Raw genomic sequence first — 18,809 nt, 5'->3', positions numbered from 1 at the left:
GTCTGTGTTGTTCTACGTGGGATTCATTGACAAGTCAACACGCATCCGTGAGGCTGGTCACCGACGGACGACGGCGTCCCCCTGTTCCCACCGACGTGGAGGTCCGCATGTCCACCACCGCTGCTCCCGCCCCCGGCGCGTCCGCGACCGCTCCCGTGCTCACCGGCACGCCCGTCGTCCCGGGGGTCGTCCTCGGGCCGGTGGTCCGCCCGGCCGGTGCGGTCCGGCTGCCCGACGCCGAGTCCGCGGAGACGCTCCCGGAGTCCGCGCGGGCGGAGGAGCGGGCGCGCTTCACCGCGGCCGCCGAGGCCGTGGCCGGCCGGCTGGCCGCGCGCGCCGCGGCGGCCACCGGGATGACCGCCGAGGTCCTGTCGGCCACCGCGGGCCTCGCCCGCGACCGTGGCCTGCTCTCCGCCGCCGAGCAGCGCATCGACGCGGGCACCCCGGCCGCGGTCGCCGTCGTGCAGGCCGCGCAGCAGTTCGTCGACGTCTTCACCGCGCTGGGCGGGGTGATGGCCGAGCGCGTCACCGACGTCCGCGACGTCCGCGACCGCGTCGTCGCCGAGCTCACCGGCCAGGGGGAGCCGGGCGTGCCCGCCCCGGAGACGCCGTCGGTGCTGCTGGCCGACGACCTGGCGCCGGCCGACACCGCCGGGCTCGACCCCGCCCGCATCGTCGGGCTGGCCACCCGGCTGGGCGGCACGACCAGCCACACCGCGATCATCGCCCGGCAGCTGAACCTGCCCCTCGTGGTCGCCGTCGAGGGGCTCGACGCCGTCCCCGCGGGCGTGACCGTGCTGCTCGACGCCGAGGAGGGCACCGTCACCGTCGACCCGGAGCCGCGGTCGGCCGCTGCCCAGGTCGCCGCCGCCCGGCGCCAGGCCGAGGCACTGGCCGGCTACCGCGGACCGGCCGCGACCCGCGACGGCGTGGCCGTGCCGGTGCTGGCCAACGTCCAGGACGGCGCGGGGACCCGCGCCGCCGTGGCCGCCCACGCCGAGGGGGTCGGGCTGTTCCGCACCGAGCTGGCCTTCCTCGGGCGGGCCGCCGAGCCCACCGTCGAGGAGCAGGCGCGGGGCTACGCGGAGGTGTTCGAGGCCGCGGCCGGCCGCCGCGTCGTGCTCCGGACCCTCGACGCCGGGTCGGACAAGCCGCTGGAGTTCGCGACCCCGCCGGAGGAGGCCAACCCGGCGCTCGGCGTGCGCGGCCTGCGGGTGGCCCGCCGCGACCCCGGGCTGCTCGACCGCCAGCTCGACGCCGTCGCCGAGGCCGCCCGCCGCACCGGCGCCGCGCCGTGGGTGATGGCGCCGATGGTGGCCACCGTCGCCGAGGCCGCCGACTTCGCCGGCCGGGTGCGCGAGCGCGGGCTGGTGCCCGGGGTGATGGTCGAGGTGCCGTCGGTGGCGCTGCTGGCCGACCGGTTCCTCCGGCACGTCGACTTCCTGTCGATCGGCACCAACGACCTGTCGCAGTACGCGCTGGCCGCCGACCGGCTCTCCGCCGACCTGGCCGACCTCACCGACCCGTGGCAGCCGGCGCTGCTCGCGCTGGTGGCCGCCACCGCGGCAGCGGGCCGGCGGGCCGGCAAGCCGGTCGGGGTCTGCGGGGAGGCCGCCGCCGACCCGCTGCTGGCGTGCGTGCTCGTCGGTCTGGGGGTGACCTCGCTGTCCTGTGCGGCCCCGGCGGTCGCCGGCGTCGGCGCCCGGCTGGCCGGGGTGGACTCCGGCGCCTGCCGGGAGGCGGGGGAGGCGGCGCTGGCCGCCGACGACCCGCGCGCCGCGCGTGCGGCGGCCCGGGCCGTGCTCACCCGCGGCTGAGACCCGCCCGCACGGCGCTACCGCTCGAGCAGGGCCTCCAGCCGGGCGGTGCCGGTCAGCAGTGCCCGCGACCGGCGGTCGACCTCCCGGGAGCGGGCGGCCAGCGCGGCCGTGGCCTCCTCCCGGCGGGTCGCCCGCCGCAGGGCGGGCAGCAGCTCGCGCAGCGCGCCGATCCCGTAGCCGGCCAGGCGCAGCTGGTGCACGAGGCGGGCGTCGCGGACGTCGTCGGGCGCGTACGTCCGCGCTCGGCCGGGCAGCACGCGGCGGGGGACCACCAGGCCCTCGGCGTCCCAGTGGCGCAGCGTCGAGGGCCGCACCCCGAGCGCGTCAGCGAGCTCGCCGATGCCCATCGCGTCCGCGGGGCGGGGCTCGTCGATCGGCTCGGCGGCGATCGCCCGCGCCGCCTCCTGTGCCAGCCGCAGGTCCCGGCGCTCGGTGTGCAGCCGCGCGTGGGCGCCGTCGAGGAGGGCGAGGAGCTCCCCGAGCGGCCCCCGGTTCGCCGTCCGCACGATGCGGACGGCCTCGCCGGGGCCGACCGCCGCGGCGAACGCCCGGTGGGCCAGGGCGGCCTGCACGTGGGTCGCGGTGAGGACGCGGTGGCCCGCCGCGGTCCGCGCCACCGGGGGCAGGACGCCCTCGCGCTCGAGGTCGCGGACCTGCTGCACCGAGCACCCGGCCTGCCGCGCGACGTCGACCGTGCGCAGACCCGATCTGCGACTCCGCACCGCGTCCTCCCTGGTCGACCGCGCCGGACCCTCCACAGGGACCTGAGTGTCACGCTCGAACCCGTGAGCGCCGGACGCATGAGCATCGACGACGTCGTCGGCCTGGTCGAGTCGCTGGGCGGGGTGCTGACGCTGCGCCCCGGTCCCGGTGACGGCTCGCCCGAGGCCGCGTGGGGTGACCTGTTCTTCCACTACGCGCCCGACGGGGTCGTGCCGCGCACGCAGCCCTTCGCCACCGTGGTCACCAAGGACCTCCCCGGGGAGCCGGCGGCGGGGCTGGACCGTCCCGGGGCGTTCCGGCTCAACATCGCCGCGAGCGCTGCCGACCACTCCCGGTGGACCGGACGGGCGCCAGGGGAGCCGGTGCCGGGCGACGCCGGCCCCGCGGTGCCCGACACCGTCCTCGCCCACCCCGTCTACGGGCACCTCGGCTGGGTCGCCGTCGTGGACCCGGGACCGCGGACCGCCGGGGCGGTCGGCGACCTGCTGCGGGCGGCCCACGCCCGCGCCCGCGCCCGGCGCGAACGCCGCCTGTCGGTGCAGCCCCGGTCGCCCGAACTCCCTCCCTCGGGTGAACGATCGTCGGAAATGTGATGACGCTCCCTACGGATCGACGGAACAATCAGTGCCGCGCCTGCTTTACTACTGGTGCACCCCGCGACGGCACCGAAGAGGAGACGGACATGACGATCACCACCACCTGGCGCAAGCGCCGGCAGGCCACCCGCACGCGGCGCGCCCTCGAGCGCGCGCTCGCCCGTTCCAGCAGCCCCGCGATGCGCGACGAGCTGCTGACGATGGCCAACAACAGCGGCTTCTGACGAAGGACCTCCCCACGGAGGCTCCTCCAGCGCGTCACCTGGCCCCGGTCTGCTCCGCAGCCCGGGGCCGTCCGCTGTCCGGGGCCACCTCCCCCCTTCGGGTCGGCGGCTCAACCCCGGACCGGGCGGTGCCGATCCCCCTCGTGTGACTGCACGACGCCGGGGCGGCCCGTCCCCCAGCCGGCCGGGGGACGACGACGCGCCGGTCGAGGCCCACGAGACCTCCGGAGCGACGACCGGGCTGCTGCTCGCCTTCGTGCGCGAGCAGAGCGGTGAGGCCGCGGTGCAGGAGCTGCTGCGCCGGGCGGGCGTGCCGTTCACGGCCGAGGAGCTCGCCGAGCCCTCGACCTGGACCAGCTACGACACCCGCATCCGGCTGTTCACCGCCGCGACCGACGTCCTCGGGGACCCGGGCGCCATGTTCCGGGTGGGCGCCGAGTCGCTGCGCACCGGCATGAACCCCAGCGTGGTCGTGCTGGTGCGCGCGATGGGCTCACCGCGCCAGGTCTACGCCCGGCTGCCGCGCGCCGTCGCCAACTTCTCCACCACCTCCACGATGGAGGTCCTGCACTCCGACGCGACGTCGGCGACCATCCGGTACCGGCTGCACGAGGGCTACGTGCACTCGCGGCTGGACTGCGACTACGCGCGGGGCCTGATCAGCATGGTCCCCACCGTCTTCGGCCTGGCGCCGGCGCAGGTGGTCCACGACGAGTGCGAGTCCTCCGGCGCCGACGCCTGCGTGTACCGGCTCTCCTGGGACCGCCGGTCGCGCCTGCCGTGGCGGCGCCGCAGCGAGGTGGCGGCCGACGCCGAGCTCGTCGCCCTGCGCAGCCAGGTCCGCGCCCTGCAGTCCGCGGCGACCGACCTCGTCGACGGCGAGGACCTCGACAGCGTCCTGCCGCGCATCGTCGAGCGCGCCGCCGCCGCGGTGCTCGCACCCGCCTACCTGCTCGCCGTCTCATCCCCCCGCGGCGGCCCGCCGCTGGTGCACAGCTCCGGCCTGCCCGCCGCCGACGTCCCCGCGCTGGCCGCCCGGCTCCTGGCCGGTGAGGACCTCGGTCCCGGCTCGGTCGTGGTCGACGTCGCCTCCGCGCGGCGGACCCACGGCCGGCTGGCCGCGCTCGGCCGCTCCGCCGAGGGAGGGCTCGGGGACGAACGCCAGATGCTGGCCGCGTACGCCGGCCACGCCGCGGCGGCGCTGGACCTGGTGATGGCGGTGGAGGCCAGCCGGGCGGAGGCGCGCCGCGCCGGTGCGCTGCTCGAGCTGGCCCACGGCCTCGCGCAGGCCGCCGACGCCACGGGGATCTGCCAGGTCGTCGCCGGCGCGCTGCCCGGCATCGTGGGCTGCGGCAACGCCGCCGTCATGCTCTGGGACCCCGCCACCGGGACGCTCGCCACGGCTGCCACGGTCGGGCTGCCCCCGCAGCAGGACGCGATCATGCGCGCCACGTCGCTGCGGGCCGAGGACGTGCCCGAGCTGTTCGGCATGCTCACCGACCGCACCCCGCAGGTCGTCAGCACCGCCGGCGCCAGCGCCCCGCTGCGCGACCTGCTCACCGCGCTCACCCTCACCGACGTCGTCGCCGTCCCGCTGCTGGCCGGCAGCACCTTCCTCGGCGTCGTCACCGCCAGCTGGACGACCGGGGAGGTCAGCGGCGCCCTGGACGCCGACGTGCTCACCCGCCTGCGCGGTGCCGGCGACCAGGCGTCGACGGCGCTGCAGAAGGCCCGGCTGCTGGAGACCGTCCGCCACCAGGCCACCCACGACGCCCTCACCGGCCTGCCCAACCGGGTCCTGTTCCGCGAGCGGCTGGTCTCCGCGCTGGCCGCCTCACCGGGGTCCGGGCACGTCGGGGTGCTGTTCTGCGACCTCGACCGGTTCAAGGCGGTCAACGACACCCTCGGCCACGCGGCCGGCGACGAGCTGCTGCGGCAGGTGTCGGCGCGGCTGCGCGCCGCCGTCCGGCCCGGGGACACCATCGGGCGGCTCAGCGGCGACGAGTTCGCCGTCCTGGTGCCGCGCCTGTCGGGAGCCCGCGCCGCGGACGCGGTGGTCGCGCGGGTGGCCGGGGCGTTCGCCGAGCCGTTTCGGCTGGAGGGCACCCCGGTCGACGTCGGCACCAGCACCGGGGTGGCCGTGCACTCCGGCGTGGCGGACGACCCGTCGGCGGTCGCCGAGCGGCTGCTGCGCGACGCCGACGCCGCCATGTACCGGCACAAGCACCGCGAGCGGCCGACGGCCCCCGCTCCCCGCCCGGCGGACTAACCGCGCAGGCGCGACCGGAGGGCGGCCTGCTCGTCGGGGCCGAAGCCGTGCTCGGTGAGCCACCCCAGCGGGCCGCCGTGCCGCTCGTCGAGGATCTGCAGCAGCCGCCGCATCGTCCCCGCGCGCGGGGTGTGGCTGGCGACGTCGCGGTTGGTCATGTCCTCGGCGTAGGTGGGCGAGGTCCGCAGCTTGGCCACCAGCGCGTCGATGACGTCGGCGGTCATCGCGTAGTCGGCGACGATCTCCTCGTGCGGCACCCCAGCCGCGGCCAGCGCGAACACCACCACCACGCCGGTGCGGTCCTTGCCCGCGGCGCAGTGCACCACCGCCGCGCCCTCGCCACCGGCGATCACCCGCAGCGCCGCGAGGACGTTCTCCGGCCGGTGGTGCAGGTAGCCCAGGTAGGAGCGCACCGCCGGCGGCTCGACCTCGTCGGCCTCGGTGGTCTGCCGCGGCAGCACGGTCTCCGCCCAGTCCGCGGGCAGGTCGGGGACGTCGTCCTCCTCCACGGCGAAGACGTCGGTGTGGTGGCCCTTCTCCGGCAGCAGGCTCAGGTGCCGGTGGGTGACGCCCTCCACCGCGCGCAGCGGACCGCGGCCCTCCAGCAGCACCTCCGCGGTGGTGCGCAGGTCGATGACGTCGCGCAGCGGCAGCTCGGCCAGCCGGCGCAGGTCGTCGTCGCTGAGGGTCTGCAGGTTGTCGCTGCGCAGCACCCGGCCGAAGGCGGTGGTGCCGCCGTCGGTGGTGGGCAGGCCGCCGAGGTCGCGCGTGTTCGTCGTCCCGTCGAGTCTCAGCCAGCGGTCCGGGCGCGGTGGGGTCACGCCCCGACCGTACGGTGCGCCGGCGGACGGTGCGGCCGGCGCACGGGTGACCGTGGGAGGCGATCCAGGCCACGCGGCGGTGAGCTGGGACGTGAGCAGGGTGTCGCAGAGGTCGACCAGCCGCTGCCGCAGCGGGGCGGCGCGGCGGGCGAACCCCCGCTGCGCGGCCACGTACTCCGCCTTGCCCTCCGGCGTCTCGATCCGCACCGGCGGGTACCCGCGGTCGGCGAGGTCGTAGGGCGAGGCCCGCATGTCCAGCTCGCGCACCTCGACGGCGAGCTCGAAGCAGTCGGCCACCAGCTCCCCGGGGACGGCGGGGGAGAGCTTGTAGGCCCACTTGTAGAGGTCCATCGTCGCGTGCAGGCAGCCGGGCTGCTCCATCGCCACCTGCGTCTGCCGCGTCGGCCGCAGCCGGTTGAGGCCGACGGCGTCGGGGGTGAAGAACCGGTAGGCGTCGACGTGGCTGCAGCGGACGGGGTGCGACTCCACGACGGCGTCGGTGCCCGCCCGGCCCAGCCGCAGCGGCACGGCGTGCCGGCGCTCGTCGGCGCGGTAGACCATCGCCCACTCGTGCAGGCCGAGGCAGCCGGTCTGCGGCGGCCGCGAGGCGGTGGCCGCCAGCAGGTCGCGTACGAAGCGCACGGTGCTCCCGCGCTCGGCGAGGTAGCCGGCGACGTCGAGGCCCACCGTGCCGTCGTCAGCGGTGGCGTAGGACCGCCAGGCGGCGTGCGGTGCCGGCCCGTCGGGGGACGGCGCCAGCGCGGCTGCCGGCCCGGGGTGCCAGCGGCGCAGCCGACCGGGCGTCTCGGAGTAGTAGGTGAACAGGAAGTCCAGCACCGGGTGGCTCTCGCCCCGCTGCCGGCGCTCCCGGTGCGGTGCGGTCCACCGCTGCACCCGCGCCTCGTGGGCGGCGGCCCGCGCCGTCCACTCCTCGGCGGGCAGCACGACGGCGACGGCGGGCACCGGACCAGGGTAGGTGCCGCCGGCGCGCGTCCGGGGCTCCCACGGGGAGGCCGCCGGTGCCACCCTGGGTGTCCCGACGAGGAGGCGATCGCCATGGCCGGCGACGCGAGCACCGTCCGCAAGCCCCTGTCGTGCCGGTTGGGGTTCCACGCCTACGTGCAGCGCCGTCCCGAGGACGAGCGGCTCCGCGGCCCCGACCACAAGATCTGCCGGCGCTGCGGCAGGCACCAGGACATCGACACCACGATCATCCCGCCCGGGGTCGTCGGCTGACCGGTCGGCGCCCCTCCGGAGGTCAGTGGGCGGTCCAGCCGCCGTCCATCCGCAGGGACGTGCCGGTGACCGACGCCGCCGACGGCGAGCACAGCCAGGCGACGGCGTCGGCCACCTCGGCCGGCTCGATCAGCCGCCGGATCGCCGCGGGCGCGAGCATCACCCGTTCGACCACCTCGTCCTCGGAGATGCCGTGGGTGCGGGCCTGGTCGGCGATCTGTCCCTCCACCAGCGGCGTGCGCACGTAGGCCGGCGCCACGCAGTTGGAGGTGACGCCGTGCGCCGCGCCCTCGAGCGCGATCACCTTCGACAGCCCCTCCAGCGCGTGCTTGGCGGTGACGTAGGCGGACTTGTACGGCGAGGCGATGTGGCCGTGCACCGAGCTGGTGTGCACCACCCGTCCCCAGCCGCGGCCGTACATGTGCGGCAGCGCGGCGCGGACCAGCCGGAACGGCGTCTCGACCATCAGCCGCAGGATCATGGAGAAGACCTCCGGCGGGAACTCGTGCAGCGGGGCCACGTGCTGGAAGCCGGCGTTGTTGACCAGCACGTCGACGTCGAGGTCCAGCCCGCCGAGGGCGTCGAGGTCGGACAGGTCGGCGGCGACGGCGGTGCCGCCCACCGCGCGGGCCACCTCCTCGGCGGCCGCGGCGTCCCGGTCGACGACGACCACGGCGGCGCCGGCCCGCGCCAGCCGCGCCGCGACCGCCCGGCCGATGCCCGAGCCGCCGCCGGTCACCATCGCCCGCCGTCCTGCGAGGTCGTCTGCGCTCATGGCCGCGACGCTAGCGGTCCCCGCGGCGCCGGCACGGGACACCCGTGACACGCGTCATGGCCGGCCCGTGCACCGGGCGCGCCAGGTCGTGAGGGACGGCACCTGTCCCGGACCCGGTCCGGCGGGAGCGTGGGGACGTGCCCCGGAGGACCGGCCGACCCGCGGCCGGCGGGGCACCGAGAGGAGGCCCCGTGCAGCTCACCCGCCCGGCTCCCGCCGCCGGACCGCTCCCCGCCGGCGCCGCGGCGCCCGTCGTCGAGGTCACCGACCTGCGCCGCCGCCACGGCGAGGTCGAGGCCGTGCGCGGCATCAGCTTCGAGGTCCGCCCCGGTGAGGTGTTCGCGCTGCTCGGCGTCAACGGCGCGGGCAAGACCTCCGCGCTGGAGGTGGTGGAGGGCCTCGCCCCCGCGTCCGGCGGCACCGTCCGCGTGCTCGGCGCCGACCCGGTCACCGAGCGCGCCGCCGTCCGCCCGCACCTGGGCGTGCTGCTGCAGTCCAGCGGCCTGCCCGCCGACCTCACCGTGCGCGAGACCGTCGCCCTGTGGGCGGCGACCCTCACCGCCCCCCGCCCGGTCGACGAGGGGCTCGCCCAGGTGGGCCTGACCGACCGGGCCGGCCTGCGGGTGCGCAGCCTCTCCGGCGGCGAGCGGCGCCGGCTCGACCTCACGCTCGCGCTGCTGGGCTCCCCGCGGGTCGTCGTCCTCGACGAGCCCACCACCGGCCTGGACCCCGAGAGCCGCCGCACCGTCTGGGCACTGGTCCGGCAGCGGGTGGCCGAGGGCGCCGCGGTGGTGCTCACCACCCACCACCTCGAGGAGGCCGAGGAGCTCGCCGACCGGATCGCGGTCATGCGGGCCGGCCGGATCGTGCTGTCCGGCACCGCGGCCGAGATCGCCGCCACCCAGCCGGCCACCGTCCGTTTCACCCTCCCCGCCGGCGCCCCCGCCCTGCCGGCCGTCCCCGGCGCGCAGGTCGTCTCCGCGGTCCCGCGGGTCGAGCTGCACACCCGGGCACTGCAGCCGGTGCTCACGGCCCTGCTGGCCTGGGCCGACGCGCACGACCTCGTCCTGGGCGGGCTGCAGGCCCGTGCCGCGTCCCTCGAGCAGGCCTTCCTCGCCGTCGCCGACGGCGCCGACCCGTCCTGACCGCAGCCCCACCCCTGGAGGTCCCCATGACCGCCCTGACCGCACCGGCTCCCGCCCCGTCCGGCCTGCGACGGGTCCGCGCGCTCGCCGCCGCCGAGACCCGGCTGCTGCTGCGCAACCGCACCGCCGTCGTCAACTCGGTGCTGCTGCCGCTGTTCCTCGTCGCCGTCGTCCCGGCCGCCGGGCTCGGCGGGGACGGCCCGCTGGGCCCGCGCCTCGCCGTCACCGCCGTCGCCGTGACGCTGGTCTTCCTCACCTACTACAACCTGGTCACCACCTACGTCGCCCGCCGCGAGGAGCTGGTGCTGCAGCGGATGCGCAGCGGCGAGCTCACCCCTGCCGAGGTGCTGCTCGGCACCGCCGCCCCGACACTTCTGGTCACGCTCGTGCAGGTGGCGCTGGTGCTCGCCGGCACCGCCGTCATCGGCGAGTGGTCGACGCCGACCGACGTCGTCCTGCCGGTGCTCGCGCTGCTGGGCGGGGCGGCGCTGATGACGCTGCTGGCCGCGGCCAGCACCTCGTTCACCCGCACGGCCGAGAGCGCGCAGATCACGACCCTGCCGCTGGTGACCCTCGCCTCGGTCACCTCCGGCGTCCTCGTGCCGCTGACGGCCTTCCCGGAGCAGGTGGCCCAGGTCCTCCGGCTGACCCCGGTCGAGCCCGTCGTGGAGCTGGCCCGGCTGGGCCTGGCCGGGCAGACCTGGGACGGCCGGACCGTCGACTGGGCCGGCGCCTGGGCCGCCGCACCGCAGCCGCTGCTGGTGCTGGCCGGCTGGATCGCCCTGGCGACGCTGGTCGCCCCGCGGGTCTTCCGGTGGGCACCCCGCCGGTGAGCGGTGGGGGACCCGACGGCCGGTACGGCAGCATGGGCGCCGTGCCGACCGTCGCGCGCTGGTGGCGGGACCGCTCCGACCCCCAGCGCCTCGACCTGTACACGCGCTGGTCGTTCTACGGCTGGCTGGCGATGACGCCGCTGCTCGCGCTCCTCGTCTCGGGGTCCGCCGAGGGCCCCGCCTCCGGTGCCGGGGTCGCCGCGTTCGTCGGCGGGTCGGCCGCCGTCGCGGTCACCACGGTCGTGCTGGCCCGGGCCTGGCTGGACGCGCGCCGGGAGGACCGCCCTCCGGCGCGCGGGCCGCTGGTCGCCGCCGCGTTCGCCGGCCTGGTGACCGCGGCGCTGGGGGTGCTGGCGTTCGCCGGACAGGAGGACCGCACGCCGGCCCTGTCCTGGGGGGTGGCGATGCCGCTGGCGATGGTGCTCACCGCGGTGACGCCGGTGTGGCCGACCCGCGCGCTCGCGCGATGGGGCTTCGGGATCGGCGGGGCCACGGCGGCCGTCGTCCTCGCCGCGGGGACCCCGTTCGCGACGGCCGCCGTCCTCGCCGTCGTCCTGGGGTCCGCGGTGACCGGGCTGGCCCTCGCCTTCCGGTTCACGGTGTGGGTGCTCGACGTCGTCGTCGAGATGGAGCGCAGCCGCGCGGTGCAGGCGCAGCTCGCCGTCGCCGAGGAGCGGCTGCGCTTCGCCCGCGACCTGCACGACGTCATGGGCCGCAACCTCTCGGTGATCGCGGTGAAGAGCCAGCTGGCCGCCGAGCTGGTGCGCCGCGGGCGCGACGGCGCGGCCGAGGAGCTCGCCGACATCAGCCGGGTCGCCGAGGAGTCGCTGCGGGAGGTGCGCGACGTCGTCCGCGGGTACCGCGGCAGCGACCTGCCCGGCGAGCTGGCCGGTGCCCGGTCGGTGCTGCGCGCCGCCGGGGTGGACGTCACGGTGACCGGGGACGACGACGCCGTGGCCCTGCCCGGGCCGGTGCAGACGGCGCTGGGCTGGGTGGTGCGGGAGGCGGTGACCAACGTGCTGCGGCACAGCCGGGCGACCCGGTGCACGGTGGAGCTGTCCACCGACGGCGGCACCGCGGCGCTGCGGGTGGTCAACGACGGCGTGACCGCGACGGCCGGCGGCGGGGGCAGCGGGCTGGCCGGCCTGGCCGAGCGGCTGGCGGCCACCGGCGGCCGGCTGGCCGCGGGCCGGGACGGCGACCGGTTCGTGCTCACCGCCACCGTCCCGGTCGGGGTGCGCGTGTGATCCGGGTGCTGCTCGCCGACGACGAGAACCTCATCCGCTCGGCGCTGGCCGCGCTGCTGGCGCTCGAGGACGACCTCGAGGTGGTCGCCCAGGCCGCCTCCGGCGACGAGGCGCTGGCGATGGCCCGCCGGCACGCCCCCGACGTCGCCGTGCTGGACCTGCAGATGCCCGACCTCGACGGCATCACGGTGGCCGCGCAGCTGGGGTCGCTCGCGCCCGACTGCGCGGTCGTCATCGTCACCGGGCACGGCCGCGCCGGGCACCTCAAGCGCGCGCTCGCGGCGGGGGTGCGCGGGTTCCTGCCGAAGACGGTCAGCGCGCCGGTGCTCACCGACGTCGTCCGGACCGTCGCCCGCGGCGGCCGCTACGTGGACCCGGAGCTGGCCGCCGAGGCGATCAGCGCCGGGGACAGCCCGCTCACGCCCCGCGAGGCCGACGTCCTGGAACTGGCCGCCGGCGGCGCGCCGGTCGAGGAGATCGCCGCCCGGGCGCACCTGTCACCGGGGACCGTGCGCAACCACCTGTCCTCGGCGGCGGGCAAGCTCGGCGCGGCCAACCGGCACGCGGCCGTGGAGGTCGCCCGCCGCCACGGCTGGATCTGAGCCCGGGCGCTCAGCCGGCCTGGTTGCCGCCGCGGACGACCGAGTCGTCGCGCTGGGCGTCCTCGTCGGTGGTGAGGGTGACGTCGCGCTCGCCGCCGTCGGACCGGTCCTGGCCGGGGACGCCGTCGACCATGTTCGCCTCGGTCGGGCCGTCGGTGGTGTCGGGGGACTCCCCGTAGCCGCTGTGGTCGGTCTCGCTCATCAGTCGTTGCCTCCTCCGGATCGGGGCGTGGGCCCCGCGACCTCGCCGGACGCACCGGCCCCCTTGGCGCGGGCGACGTCGCCGTCGGCGCGGGCGGGCAGGTCGTCACCGGAGGCCGCGTCGCGCTCGATCGCCTCGTCGGCGGTGAGCGGGACGTCGTCGAAGCCGGTGCCGGTGCTGCTGTTGTCGCCGGTGCCCGAGGCGGTCGGGACGCCCTGCTGGATGCGGTCGCTGCCCTGCGGGTCGGTCATGGTGCCTCCGGTCGGACGATGCCGTCCCGGAGGCCATGCCCCCCGTCGTCGCCCCGAAACGGCCGGCACCCCGCCGTCCTGGGGACGACGGGGTGCCGGTGCCGGGCACTTCCGCGGACGTGCCCGGACCTCTGCGGGCACTTCCGCGGAAGTGCCCGGCTCAGAAGGCGGCCTCGGGGACCTCCATCAGCGCGTTGTCGGTGGCCTCGACGATGGCCCGCTCGCCGGCCAGGCGCGGCAGCACCTGGGTGGCGAAGAAGCGGGTGGCGGCGAGCTTGCCCTCGTAGAACAGCCGGTCCTTCTCGCCGACCTCGCCGGCCAGTGCGGCCAGCGCGACCTCGGACTGGCGCACCAGCAGCCAGGCGGTGACCAGGTCGCCGACGGCGAGCAGCAGCCGGGTGGTGTTCTGGCCGACCCGGTACAGGCTGGTCATGTCCTCCTGGGCGCCGCTGAGCTGCCCGAACATGGCCGTCAGCATCGCCTGGACCTCGCCGAGGGCGGTGGCCAGGTGCGCCCGCTCCTCCTTGAGCCGGCCGTTGCCGGCCTCCGCGTCGATCGTGGCCTGAATCTGGCCGGCCAGCCAGGTCAGCGCGACCCCGCCGTCCTTGACGATCTTGCGGAAGAAGAAGTCCTGCCCCTGGATCGCCGTCGTGCCCTCGTAGAGGGTGTCGATCTTGGAGTCGCGGATGTACTGCTCGACCGGGTAGTCCTGCAGGTACCCCGAGCCGCCCAGGCACTGCAGCGACTCGCTGGTCAGCAGCTCGGTGGCCCGCTCGGAGCCGAAGCCCTTGACCACCGGCAGCAGCAGGTCGTTGACGCGGGCGGCGAGCCGGGCCGCCTCGCCGTCGGCGGTGCCGGCGGCCTCGGCCTCGGTGACCTGGTCGCGGAAGGTGGCGGTGTAGAGGTAGAGCGCCCGCATGCCCTCGGCGTAGGCCTTCTGCCGCATGAGCGAGCGGCGCACGTCGGGGTGGTGGGTGATGGTCACCCGCGGGGCGTCCTTGCTCGTCGCGGTGAGGTCGGCGCCCTGCACGCGGCTCCGGGCGTAGTCGAGGGCCACCTGGTAGCCGGCCGACAGCGTGGCGATCGCCTTGGTGCCCACGAACATCCGGGCGTGCTCGATGACCTTGAACATCTGCGCGATGCCGTCGTGCACGTCGCCGACCAGCCAGCCCTTCGCCGGCACGGGCCCGTCGCCGAAGGTCAGCTCGCAGGTCGTGGAGACCTTGAGGCCCATCTTCTTCTCGACGTTGGTCACGTACACGCCGTTGCGCTCGCCGAGCGCACCGGTGGCGAGGTCGACGTGGACCTTGGGGACGACGAACAGCGACAGCCCCTTGGTGCCCGGCCCCGCGCCCTCGGGCCGGGCCAGCACGAGGTGGACGATGTTGTCGCTGAGGTCGTGCTCGGCGCTGGTGATGAACCGCTTGACGCCGGTGAGGTGCCAGGAGCCGTCGGGCTGCTGCACGGCCCTCGTGCGGCCGGCGCCGACGTCGGAGCCGGCGTCGGGCTCGGTGAGCACCATGGTGGCGCCCCACCTGTGCTCGATCATGAGCTCGGCGAGCCGCTTCTGGTCGGCGTTGCCCAGCTCGTGCAGGACGGCGGCGAAGGCCGCCCACGCCCCGTACACGAAGACGGCGGGGTTGGCGCCGAGCACCATCTCGAAGGCACCCCACGTCAGCGCGTGCGGGGCGCCGAAGCCGCCGAGCTCCTCGGGCAGGTCCAGGCGGTACCACTCGCCGTCCTCGAGGGCCCGCACCGACCGGACGAAGCTCTCGGGCAGCGCCACCGAGTGCGTGGCGGGGTCGAACACCGGGGGGTTGCGGTCGGCGTCGGCGAAGCTCTCGGCGATCGGGCCCTCGGCCAGCCGGCGGATCTCGGCGAGCACGCCGCGCGCGGTCTCGGCGTCCATCTGCTCGAACGGGCCGGTGCCGAACCGGTCCTTGGTGTCCAGGAACTCGAACAGGTTGAACTCGAGGTCCCGCAGGTTCGCGGTGTAGTGGCTCATGGCGGTCTGGCTCCGTTGCTCCGTGCCGGTGGGCGGCGAGCAGTGGCTACTCGCCGGTAACCAACGTTATTACCGGCGGGTAACCAGGAGCAAGGCCGCGGCCCGGGACACGCTCGCAGGGGTCAGCTGCGGATGTGTCCCGGGCCGTCGGGGTGCCCGGTGGGTCCGGCGCGGGTCAGCGGCTGCGGCGGCGGGCGGCGAGCACGGCAGCCGCGAGCAGGCCGATCAGGGCACCGAGCCCCGCCGCGATGAGCAGCGCCACCACCAGCGGGGCGCGCACGTCGGTGAAGACGAGGCTGATCGGCACCGTCTCGCCGTTGAACACGATGAACAGCACGAGGACCACCGTGACGGTGATCAGCAGGGCCAGCGCCAGGCCCCTGCCCAGCGTGCGACCGGCCGACCGGGTGCGGGACGGCGTCCGGGCAGGGGCAGGGGTGGGGGTGGGCGCCGTCGGGGTGCCGCCCGTCGCGTACGGGGAGGTCCCGGTGGCGAACGGGTCGGTACCCGGGGCGGACGGCCGGGGCTCGGCAGGCGATCCGGGAGCGGTCACGCCCCGGATCTGTCCGCCGGGACGCGCACTCAAACCGCCGGCCGGCGCCGGTCAGTCGCGGCGGTGGGCCGCGGGCTCGGTCTCCGCGGGCGGGTAGGACGGGCCCGCGGCGCCGTCGGCCGGGCCGGTGCCCTCGGGGCCGTCGGAGTCGGGGGCCGGCGGGCCGGACGTGCTGCTGCCGAGGGGGCCGACCGAGCGCGGGGACTCCGGCTCGGGCATCTTCTGCTCGCGCGTGTTCACCGGTCCGAGTCTGCGGCCGCCGCGGGTCGGCGGCGACCGCAGGCGGTCACTCCGAGAGCGCCGGGCCGGCCTCGTGCGCGGGGTGTCCCTGGGTCCGCTCGCGCTGCTTCATGCGGGCCTCGTAGACGTGCCGGTCGCCGTCGGCGAGCTCGGTGCGTGCCCGCTCGTCGAAGGCGCGGAAGACCGACCAGTAGGTCGCGTCGTAGTCCTCGACGATCTGGAAGGTCCACCGGTCGGCGATGACGTTGCGGCCCACCAGGTCGCGGTCGAGGTCGTCGGCCAGCTCGGTGTGCCCGGCCTTGCGGAACAGCTCGACGGCGTCCTGCAGCAGCAGGTCGGCCTTCCCGGAGTGCTGGTGGAAGCCGTAGAGCTGCCCGCGCGCCTGCTCGATCGTCTCGAGGGCCTCGGAGAGCTTGCCCAGCCCCTCCACGGTCGTGTCGTCCAGGTCGGGGCGGCTGCGGTCGGCGCTCACCGGATCATCCTGGGGTCTGCCGGACGCCTCCGCCCGGCGAGCGGGGGAGCGGCCCTCAGGCGCCCGCCGCCGACCGGGCGACGGCGATGTCGACCAGCCGCTCGGCCAGGTCGCGGCCGTGCGCGGCCGGGCCGTCGGGCCCGAGCAGGCCGCCGGAGAGGTACATGCCGTCGATGATCAGGTGCACCTGCGCGGCGAGGTCCTCGCCGGTGCCGGGCGCGACGGCCTCGGCCAGCCGCTCCAGCCGGGCGTGCAGCTCGAACTTGTAGTCGGCGGCGGCGCTGCGGGCGGGGTGCTGCGGGTCGTCGTACTCGCTGCTGACGTTGGTGAACGGGCAGCCGCGGAAGCCGGCGCGGGTGACCTCGGCCTCGACGGACCCGACGACGGCGAGCAGCGCGGCACGCGGGTCGCGCTCGCGGCGGATGGTCTCGTCGATCCGGTTCAGCACGGTGGCCGCCTTGCGGGCCAGGTAGGCGCCGACCAGCTCGTCCTTGCTCCGGAACAGCCGGTAGACGGTCATCTTGCCCAGGCCGGTCTCGCGGACCAGCTCGTCCATGCCGACGCTGCGGGAGCTGCGGGTGGCGAACAACCGCTCCGCGGTGTCCAGGACGATCGCCTCGCGCTCCGCGCGGCTGCGGCGGACCGGGCCCGGGGCGTCGGCGTCGGCGAGGGAGAGGGCAGGGGCGGTCACGACCGCGATGCTGCCGTCTCCCGTGACGGATCAGTTCGCGGCACGCCGGATCTCCCGCACGACTGCTCGCTCCTGGGTGCCGAGGGGCGAACGCGCAGTTCGGGACGGTGGTGGGCGGTGGGACCGCTGTGACTGCGCCCCGGCGGGCCACGGGGCCGCCGCGCGTCCTCCCTCACCGCGGGCGTCCTCCCTCACCGCACACCGCGAGGGAGGACGCCCCACGATCAGGTCACCTGATCCCGGCGGGCGCGGACCGGACCGGTCCGTCCCGCCGTCAGGGGCCGGGCGTGTCCGCGCCCTCGCCGCCGACGTCGGAGCCCTCCGCGGGGTCCTCGGCGCGCGGCGTGCGGCCGTCGTCGGTCTGCTGGTCGCCGGGGTCGCCCTCCGCGCGCTCGGGCGTGCGCGGCGGCCGTTCGGGCTCGGTCACGGCGTCCTCCTCGGGTCTCGGGGCGGTGTCACCGGGGCCTTGCCCAGCGGGGGGCGGCGTCGAACCCGGCCGGCCGACCGGAACGGCCGCGGGCACCCGGGGCAGCACGTCGCGGACGGCGCCGGCGTCCGGCAGCGCGGCGCGCGCGCCCGCTCCGGTGGTCGACAGCGCCGCGGCCGCGACCGCCTCGCGCACCGCGGTGGTCAGCTCGGCACCGCGGGCGAGGGCGGCGCCCAGCGCGCCGGTGAAGCAGTCGCCGGCACCGGTGGTGTCGACCGCCTCGACCGGGGGCGGCGCCTGCAGCCACACCGGCCCGTCGCCGGGCACGACCAGCGCTCCCCGCGCGCCGAGCGTCACGACGACCGCCGGCAGGCCGAGCGTGCGGGCCAGCCCGGCCAGCTCCGCGGGGGAGCGCGCGCCCGGGCCGGCGCCGGCGAGGGCGGCCAGCTCGTGCTCGTTGGGCACCAGCACCGCCACCCGCCGCAGCAGCGCCGGCGGCAGCGGCACCGGCGGCGCGGGGGTGAGCACCACCGTCCCCGACGCGGCCTCCGCGGCCGCCTGCACCGTGGCCGGCGGCACCTCCAGCTGCAGCAGGACGACGGCGGCGTCGCGCACGGCGGGCACGTCGACGTCGGCCGGGGTCAGCGCGGCGTTGGCGCCCGGCACCACGACGATGAGGTTCTCCCCGCTGTCGTCCTCCACCGGGATCGTCGCCGAGCCGGTCGGGGTGCCCGCGGTGCGCCGCACCAGTGCGGTGTCCACACCCGCCCCGGTGAGCGCGGCCACCTGCCGCTCCCCGGCCGGGTCGTCGCCCACGCGGCCGACCATGGTCACCGCCGCGGCCGACAGCCGGCCGGCGGCGGCGGCCTGGTTGGCGCCCTTGCCGCCGGCGGCGAGGACGGCGCCGCGGCCGACGACGGTCTCGCCGCGTCCCGGCAGCCGCTCGACGGCGACCAGCACGTCCTCGTTCAGGCTGCCGACGACGGTGACGGACACGGGGACCCCCGGGGGACGCGGGACAGCGGGCTCCTCATCCTGCGGAACCGCTCCCCGGCTCCGGCGGGTCGGGGTGCCCGGCCGCGGACGCGCGCCGGGCCCACACCGGCAGCCCGTACCAGGTCACCGTCGCCACCAGCAGCACCCCCGCGCCGGCCACGATGCCCGGACCGCGCCCGAGGACGACGTCGAGGACGAGCAGCACGCCGCTGCTGATGGCGAGGACCAGCAGCGCCAGGCCGGCCACCAGCATCCGGTCGGCCACCACGATCAGGGCGGCCTTGAGCCGCCGCCGGAACACCAGCCGGTGGAAGGAGACCGGCGCGATGAGCAGCACCGTGGCCAGCGCGGTGGCCAGCAGCGTGACGGTGTAGACGGTGCGCGCGAAGCCGTCGAGGTCGGCGAAGCGCTGGGTGAAGGCCAGGCCGAGCAGGAACGCGAACAGCACCTGCACCCCGGTGATCGCCACCCGGAGCTCCTGCAGCAGCTCGGCGAGGTTGCGGTCGAGCAGCTGGTCGACGGTCTCGCCACGGGCCTCGGCGCTGCGCAGTGCCGAGGCCGGCACCGGCGGCTGCCGCCGCCCCTCCCGCGTCGCCGTCCCGTCCCGGGTCATCCCGACGCCGTACCCGAGCCGGCGTCCCGCCACCCGTTTCCCGAGGTCGGCGCGGAGGTACCGCCCCC

21 protein-coding genes are annotated in these 18,809 nt (G+C 76.8%); 9 read left to right on the top strand and 12 right to left on the bottom strand.

Annotated elements, in window-relative coordinates; all coding sequences use genetic code 11:
- Positions 1-107: 107 nt before the first annotated feature.
- Positions 108-1,817, top strand: coding sequence for a putative PEP-binding protein (locus CHC04_RS04585; protein ID WP_089403314.1), 1,710 nt, complete (start codon positions 108-110; stop codon positions 1,815-1,817).
- Positions 1,818-1,834: 17 nt separating this feature from the next.
- On the opposite strand, the gene CHC04_RS04580 is transcribed toward CHC04_RS04585, so the two are convergent.
- Entirely contained in the window at positions 1,835-2,542 is a 708-nt protein-coding gene (locus CHC04_RS04580; protein WP_089402743.1) for a MerR family transcriptional regulator, read from the bottom strand.
- A gap of 63 nt (positions 2,543-2,605) precedes the next feature.
- Between CHC04_RS04580 and CHC04_RS04575 the strand changes: the two genes are divergently transcribed.
- From CHC04_RS04575 to CHC04_RS04570, 3 genes are all read left to right on the top strand, one after another.
- On the top strand, positions 2,606-3,136 hold the full coding sequence (locus CHC04_RS04575) for a DUF6194 family protein (RefSeq protein WP_217897175.1): 531 nt from the start codon (positions 2,606-2,608) through the stop codon (positions 3,134-3,136).
- A gap of 89 nt (positions 3,137-3,225) precedes the next feature.
- A complete protein-coding gene (locus tag CHC04_RS23905; RefSeq protein WP_176449831.1) occupies positions 3,226-3,363 on the top strand; it encodes a hypothetical protein in 138 nt (45 codons plus the stop codon).
- 145 nt (positions 3,364-3,508) lie between these two features.
- Entirely contained in the window at positions 3,509-5,632 is a 2,124-nt protein-coding gene (locus tag CHC04_RS04570) for a diguanylate cyclase domain-containing protein (protein ID WP_089402742.1), read from the top strand.
- Here CHC04_RS04570 and CHC04_RS24730 read toward each other — a convergent pair.
- Positions 5,629-7,416: a tyrosine-protein phosphatase gene (locus tag CHC04_RS24730; protein ID WP_245816991.1), complete on the bottom strand. Its 1,788-nt coding sequence runs from the start codon at positions 7,414-7,416 to the stop codon at positions 5,629-5,631. The two genes, CHC04_RS04570 and CHC04_RS24730, sit on opposite strands and share 4 nt — an antisense overlap.
- Before the next feature lie 93 nt (positions 7,417-7,509).
- On the opposite strand from CHC04_RS24730, the gene CHC04_RS04555 reads away from it, so the two are divergent.
- Positions 7,510-7,689, top strand: coding sequence for a hypothetical protein (locus CHC04_RS04555; protein ID WP_089402741.1), 180 nt, complete (start codon positions 7,510-7,512; stop codon positions 7,687-7,689).
- A gap of 22 nt (positions 7,690-7,711) precedes the next feature.
- Here the strand turns inward: CHC04_RS04555 and CHC04_RS04550 are convergent, their stop codons facing one another.
- A complete protein-coding gene (locus CHC04_RS04550) occupies positions 7,712-8,464 on the bottom strand; it encodes a 3-hydroxybutyrate dehydrogenase (RefSeq protein ID WP_089402740.1) in 753 nt (250 codons plus the stop codon).
- Between the two features lie 191 nt (positions 8,465-8,655).
- On the opposite strand from CHC04_RS04550, the gene CHC04_RS04545 reads away from it, so the two are divergent.
- The 4 genes from CHC04_RS04545 to CHC04_RS04530 are packed head-to-tail and all read left to right on the top strand — an operon-like array spanning position 8,656 to position 12,291.
- Complete coding sequence (locus CHC04_RS04545) at positions 8,656-9,609, top strand: ABC transporter ATP-binding protein (RefSeq protein ID WP_089402739.1); 954 nt, start codon at positions 8,656-8,658, stop codon at positions 9,607-9,609.
- Positions 9,610-9,635: 26 nt separating this feature from the next.
- Positions 9,636-10,442: an ABC transporter permease gene (locus CHC04_RS04540; RefSeq protein ID WP_089402738.1), complete on the top strand. Its 807-nt coding sequence runs from the start codon at positions 9,636-9,638 to the stop codon at positions 10,440-10,442.
- A 41-nt stretch (positions 10,443-10,483) separates the two neighbouring features.
- The gene (locus CHC04_RS04535; RefSeq protein WP_176449830.1) at positions 10,484-11,689 is read left to right on the top strand and encodes a sensor histidine kinase; all 1,206 of its coding nucleotides are present in this window, start codon (positions 10,484-10,486) and stop codon (positions 11,687-11,689) included.
- A complete protein-coding gene (locus tag CHC04_RS04530; RefSeq protein ID WP_089402736.1) occupies positions 11,686-12,291 on the top strand; it encodes a response regulator transcription factor in 606 nt (201 codons plus the stop codon). The genes CHC04_RS04535 and CHC04_RS04530 overlap by 4 nt, the downstream gene beginning before the upstream one ends.
- A 10-nt stretch (positions 12,292-12,301) precedes the next feature.
- Here the strand turns inward: CHC04_RS04530 and CHC04_RS04525 are convergent, their stop codons facing one another.
- From CHC04_RS04525 to CHC04_RS04485, 9 genes are all read right to left on the bottom strand, one after another.
- Positions 12,302-12,493: a hypothetical protein gene (locus tag CHC04_RS04525; RefSeq protein WP_089402735.1), complete on the bottom strand. Its 192-nt coding sequence runs from the start codon at positions 12,491-12,493 to the stop codon at positions 12,302-12,304.
- The gene (locus CHC04_RS04520; protein ID WP_089402734.1) at positions 12,493-12,744 is read right to left on the bottom strand and encodes a hypothetical protein; all 252 of its coding nucleotides are present in this window, start codon (positions 12,742-12,744) and stop codon (positions 12,493-12,495) included. Before CHC04_RS04520 ends, CHC04_RS04525 begins: the two co-directional genes overlap by 1 nt.
- 160 nt (positions 12,745-12,904) lie before the next feature.
- The gene (locus tag CHC04_RS04515; protein WP_089402733.1) at positions 12,905-14,749 is read right to left on the bottom strand and encodes an acyl-CoA dehydrogenase; all 1,845 of its coding nucleotides are present in this window, start codon (positions 14,747-14,749) and stop codon (positions 12,905-12,907) included.
- A gap of 175 nt (positions 14,750-14,924) precedes the next feature.
- Entirely contained in the window at positions 14,925-15,302 is a 378-nt protein-coding gene (locus tag CHC04_RS23385) for a lipopolysaccharide assembly protein LapA domain-containing protein (protein ID WP_245816990.1), read from the bottom strand.
- A gap of 51 nt (positions 15,303-15,353) precedes the next feature.
- The gene (locus CHC04_RS04505) at positions 15,354-15,542 is read right to left on the bottom strand and encodes a hypothetical protein (protein WP_089402732.1); all 189 of its coding nucleotides are present in this window, start codon (positions 15,540-15,542) and stop codon (positions 15,354-15,356) included.
- 46 nt (positions 15,543-15,588) lie between these two features.
- Positions 15,589-16,014: a hypothetical protein gene (locus CHC04_RS04500; protein WP_089402731.1), complete on the bottom strand. Its 426-nt coding sequence runs from the start codon at positions 16,012-16,014 to the stop codon at positions 15,589-15,591.
- 55 nt (positions 16,015-16,069) lie between these two features.
- Positions 16,070-16,705 (bottom strand): TetR/AcrR family transcriptional regulator, encoded by a 636-nt coding sequence (locus tag CHC04_RS04495; RefSeq protein WP_089402730.1) that lies wholly within the window; start codon positions 16,703-16,705, stop codon positions 16,070-16,072.
- A 274-nt stretch (positions 16,706-16,979) separates the two neighbouring features.
- On the bottom strand, positions 16,980-18,128 hold the full coding sequence (locus CHC04_RS04490) for a PfkB family carbohydrate kinase (protein WP_089402729.1): 1,149 nt from the start codon (positions 18,126-18,128) through the stop codon (positions 16,980-16,982).
- A 34-nt stretch (positions 18,129-18,162) separates the two neighbouring features.
- Positions 18,163-18,741: a DUF6328 family protein gene (locus CHC04_RS04485; protein WP_245816989.1), complete on the bottom strand. Its 579-nt coding sequence runs from the start codon at positions 18,739-18,741 to the stop codon at positions 18,163-18,165.
- Between the last annotated feature and the right edge of the window lie 68 nt (positions 18,742-18,809).

The organism is Geodermatophilus saharensis (genome assembly GCF_900188205.1).
In the GTDB taxonomy this organism is placed as follows: Bacteria; Actinomycetota; Actinomycetes; order Mycobacteriales; family Geodermatophilaceae; genus Geodermatophilus; species Geodermatophilus saharensis.
The sequence above is the reverse complement of the archived record's forward strand: the minus strand, read 5'-3'. Positions and strand labels throughout refer to the sequence as shown.

What these genes read in the sequence shown, in the direction of transcription:
- CHC04_RS04585 (WP_089403314.1), top strand. Translation starts at nt 108, where the DNA reads ATGTCCACCACCGCTGCTCCCGCCCCCGGCGCGTCCGCGACCGCTCCC.
- CHC04_RS23905 (WP_176449831.1), top strand. Translation starts at nt 3,226, where the DNA reads ATGACGATCACCACCACCTGGCGCAAGCGCCGGCAGGCCACCCGCACG.
- CHC04_RS04485 (WP_245816989.1), bottom strand. Translation starts at nt 18,741, where the DNA reads ATGACCCGGGACGGGACGGCGACGCGGGAGGGGCGGCGGCAGCCGCCG.
- CHC04_RS04515 (WP_089402733.1), bottom strand. Translation starts at nt 14,749, where the DNA reads ATGAGCCACTACACCGCGAACCTGCGGGACCTCGAGTTCAACCTGTTC.
- CHC04_RS04520 (WP_089402734.1), bottom strand. Translation starts at nt 12,744, where the DNA reads ATGACCGACCCGCAGGGCAGCGACCGCATCCAGCAGGGCGTCCCGACC.
- CHC04_RS04525 (WP_089402735.1), bottom strand. Translation starts at nt 12,493, where the DNA reads ATGAGCGAGACCGACCACAGCGGCTACGGGGAGTCCCCCGACACCACC.
- CHC04_RS04555 (WP_089402741.1), top strand. Translation starts at nt 7,510, where the DNA reads ATGGCCGGCGACGCGAGCACCGTCCGCAAGCCCCTGTCGTGCCGGTTG.
- CHC04_RS04540 (WP_089402738.1), top strand. Translation starts at nt 9,636, where the DNA reads ATGACCGCCCTGACCGCACCGGCTCCCGCCCCGTCCGGCCTGCGACGG.
- CHC04_RS04550 (WP_089402740.1), bottom strand. Translation starts at nt 8,464, where the DNA reads ATGAGCGCAGACGACCTCGCAGGACGGCGGGCGATGGTGACCGGCGGC.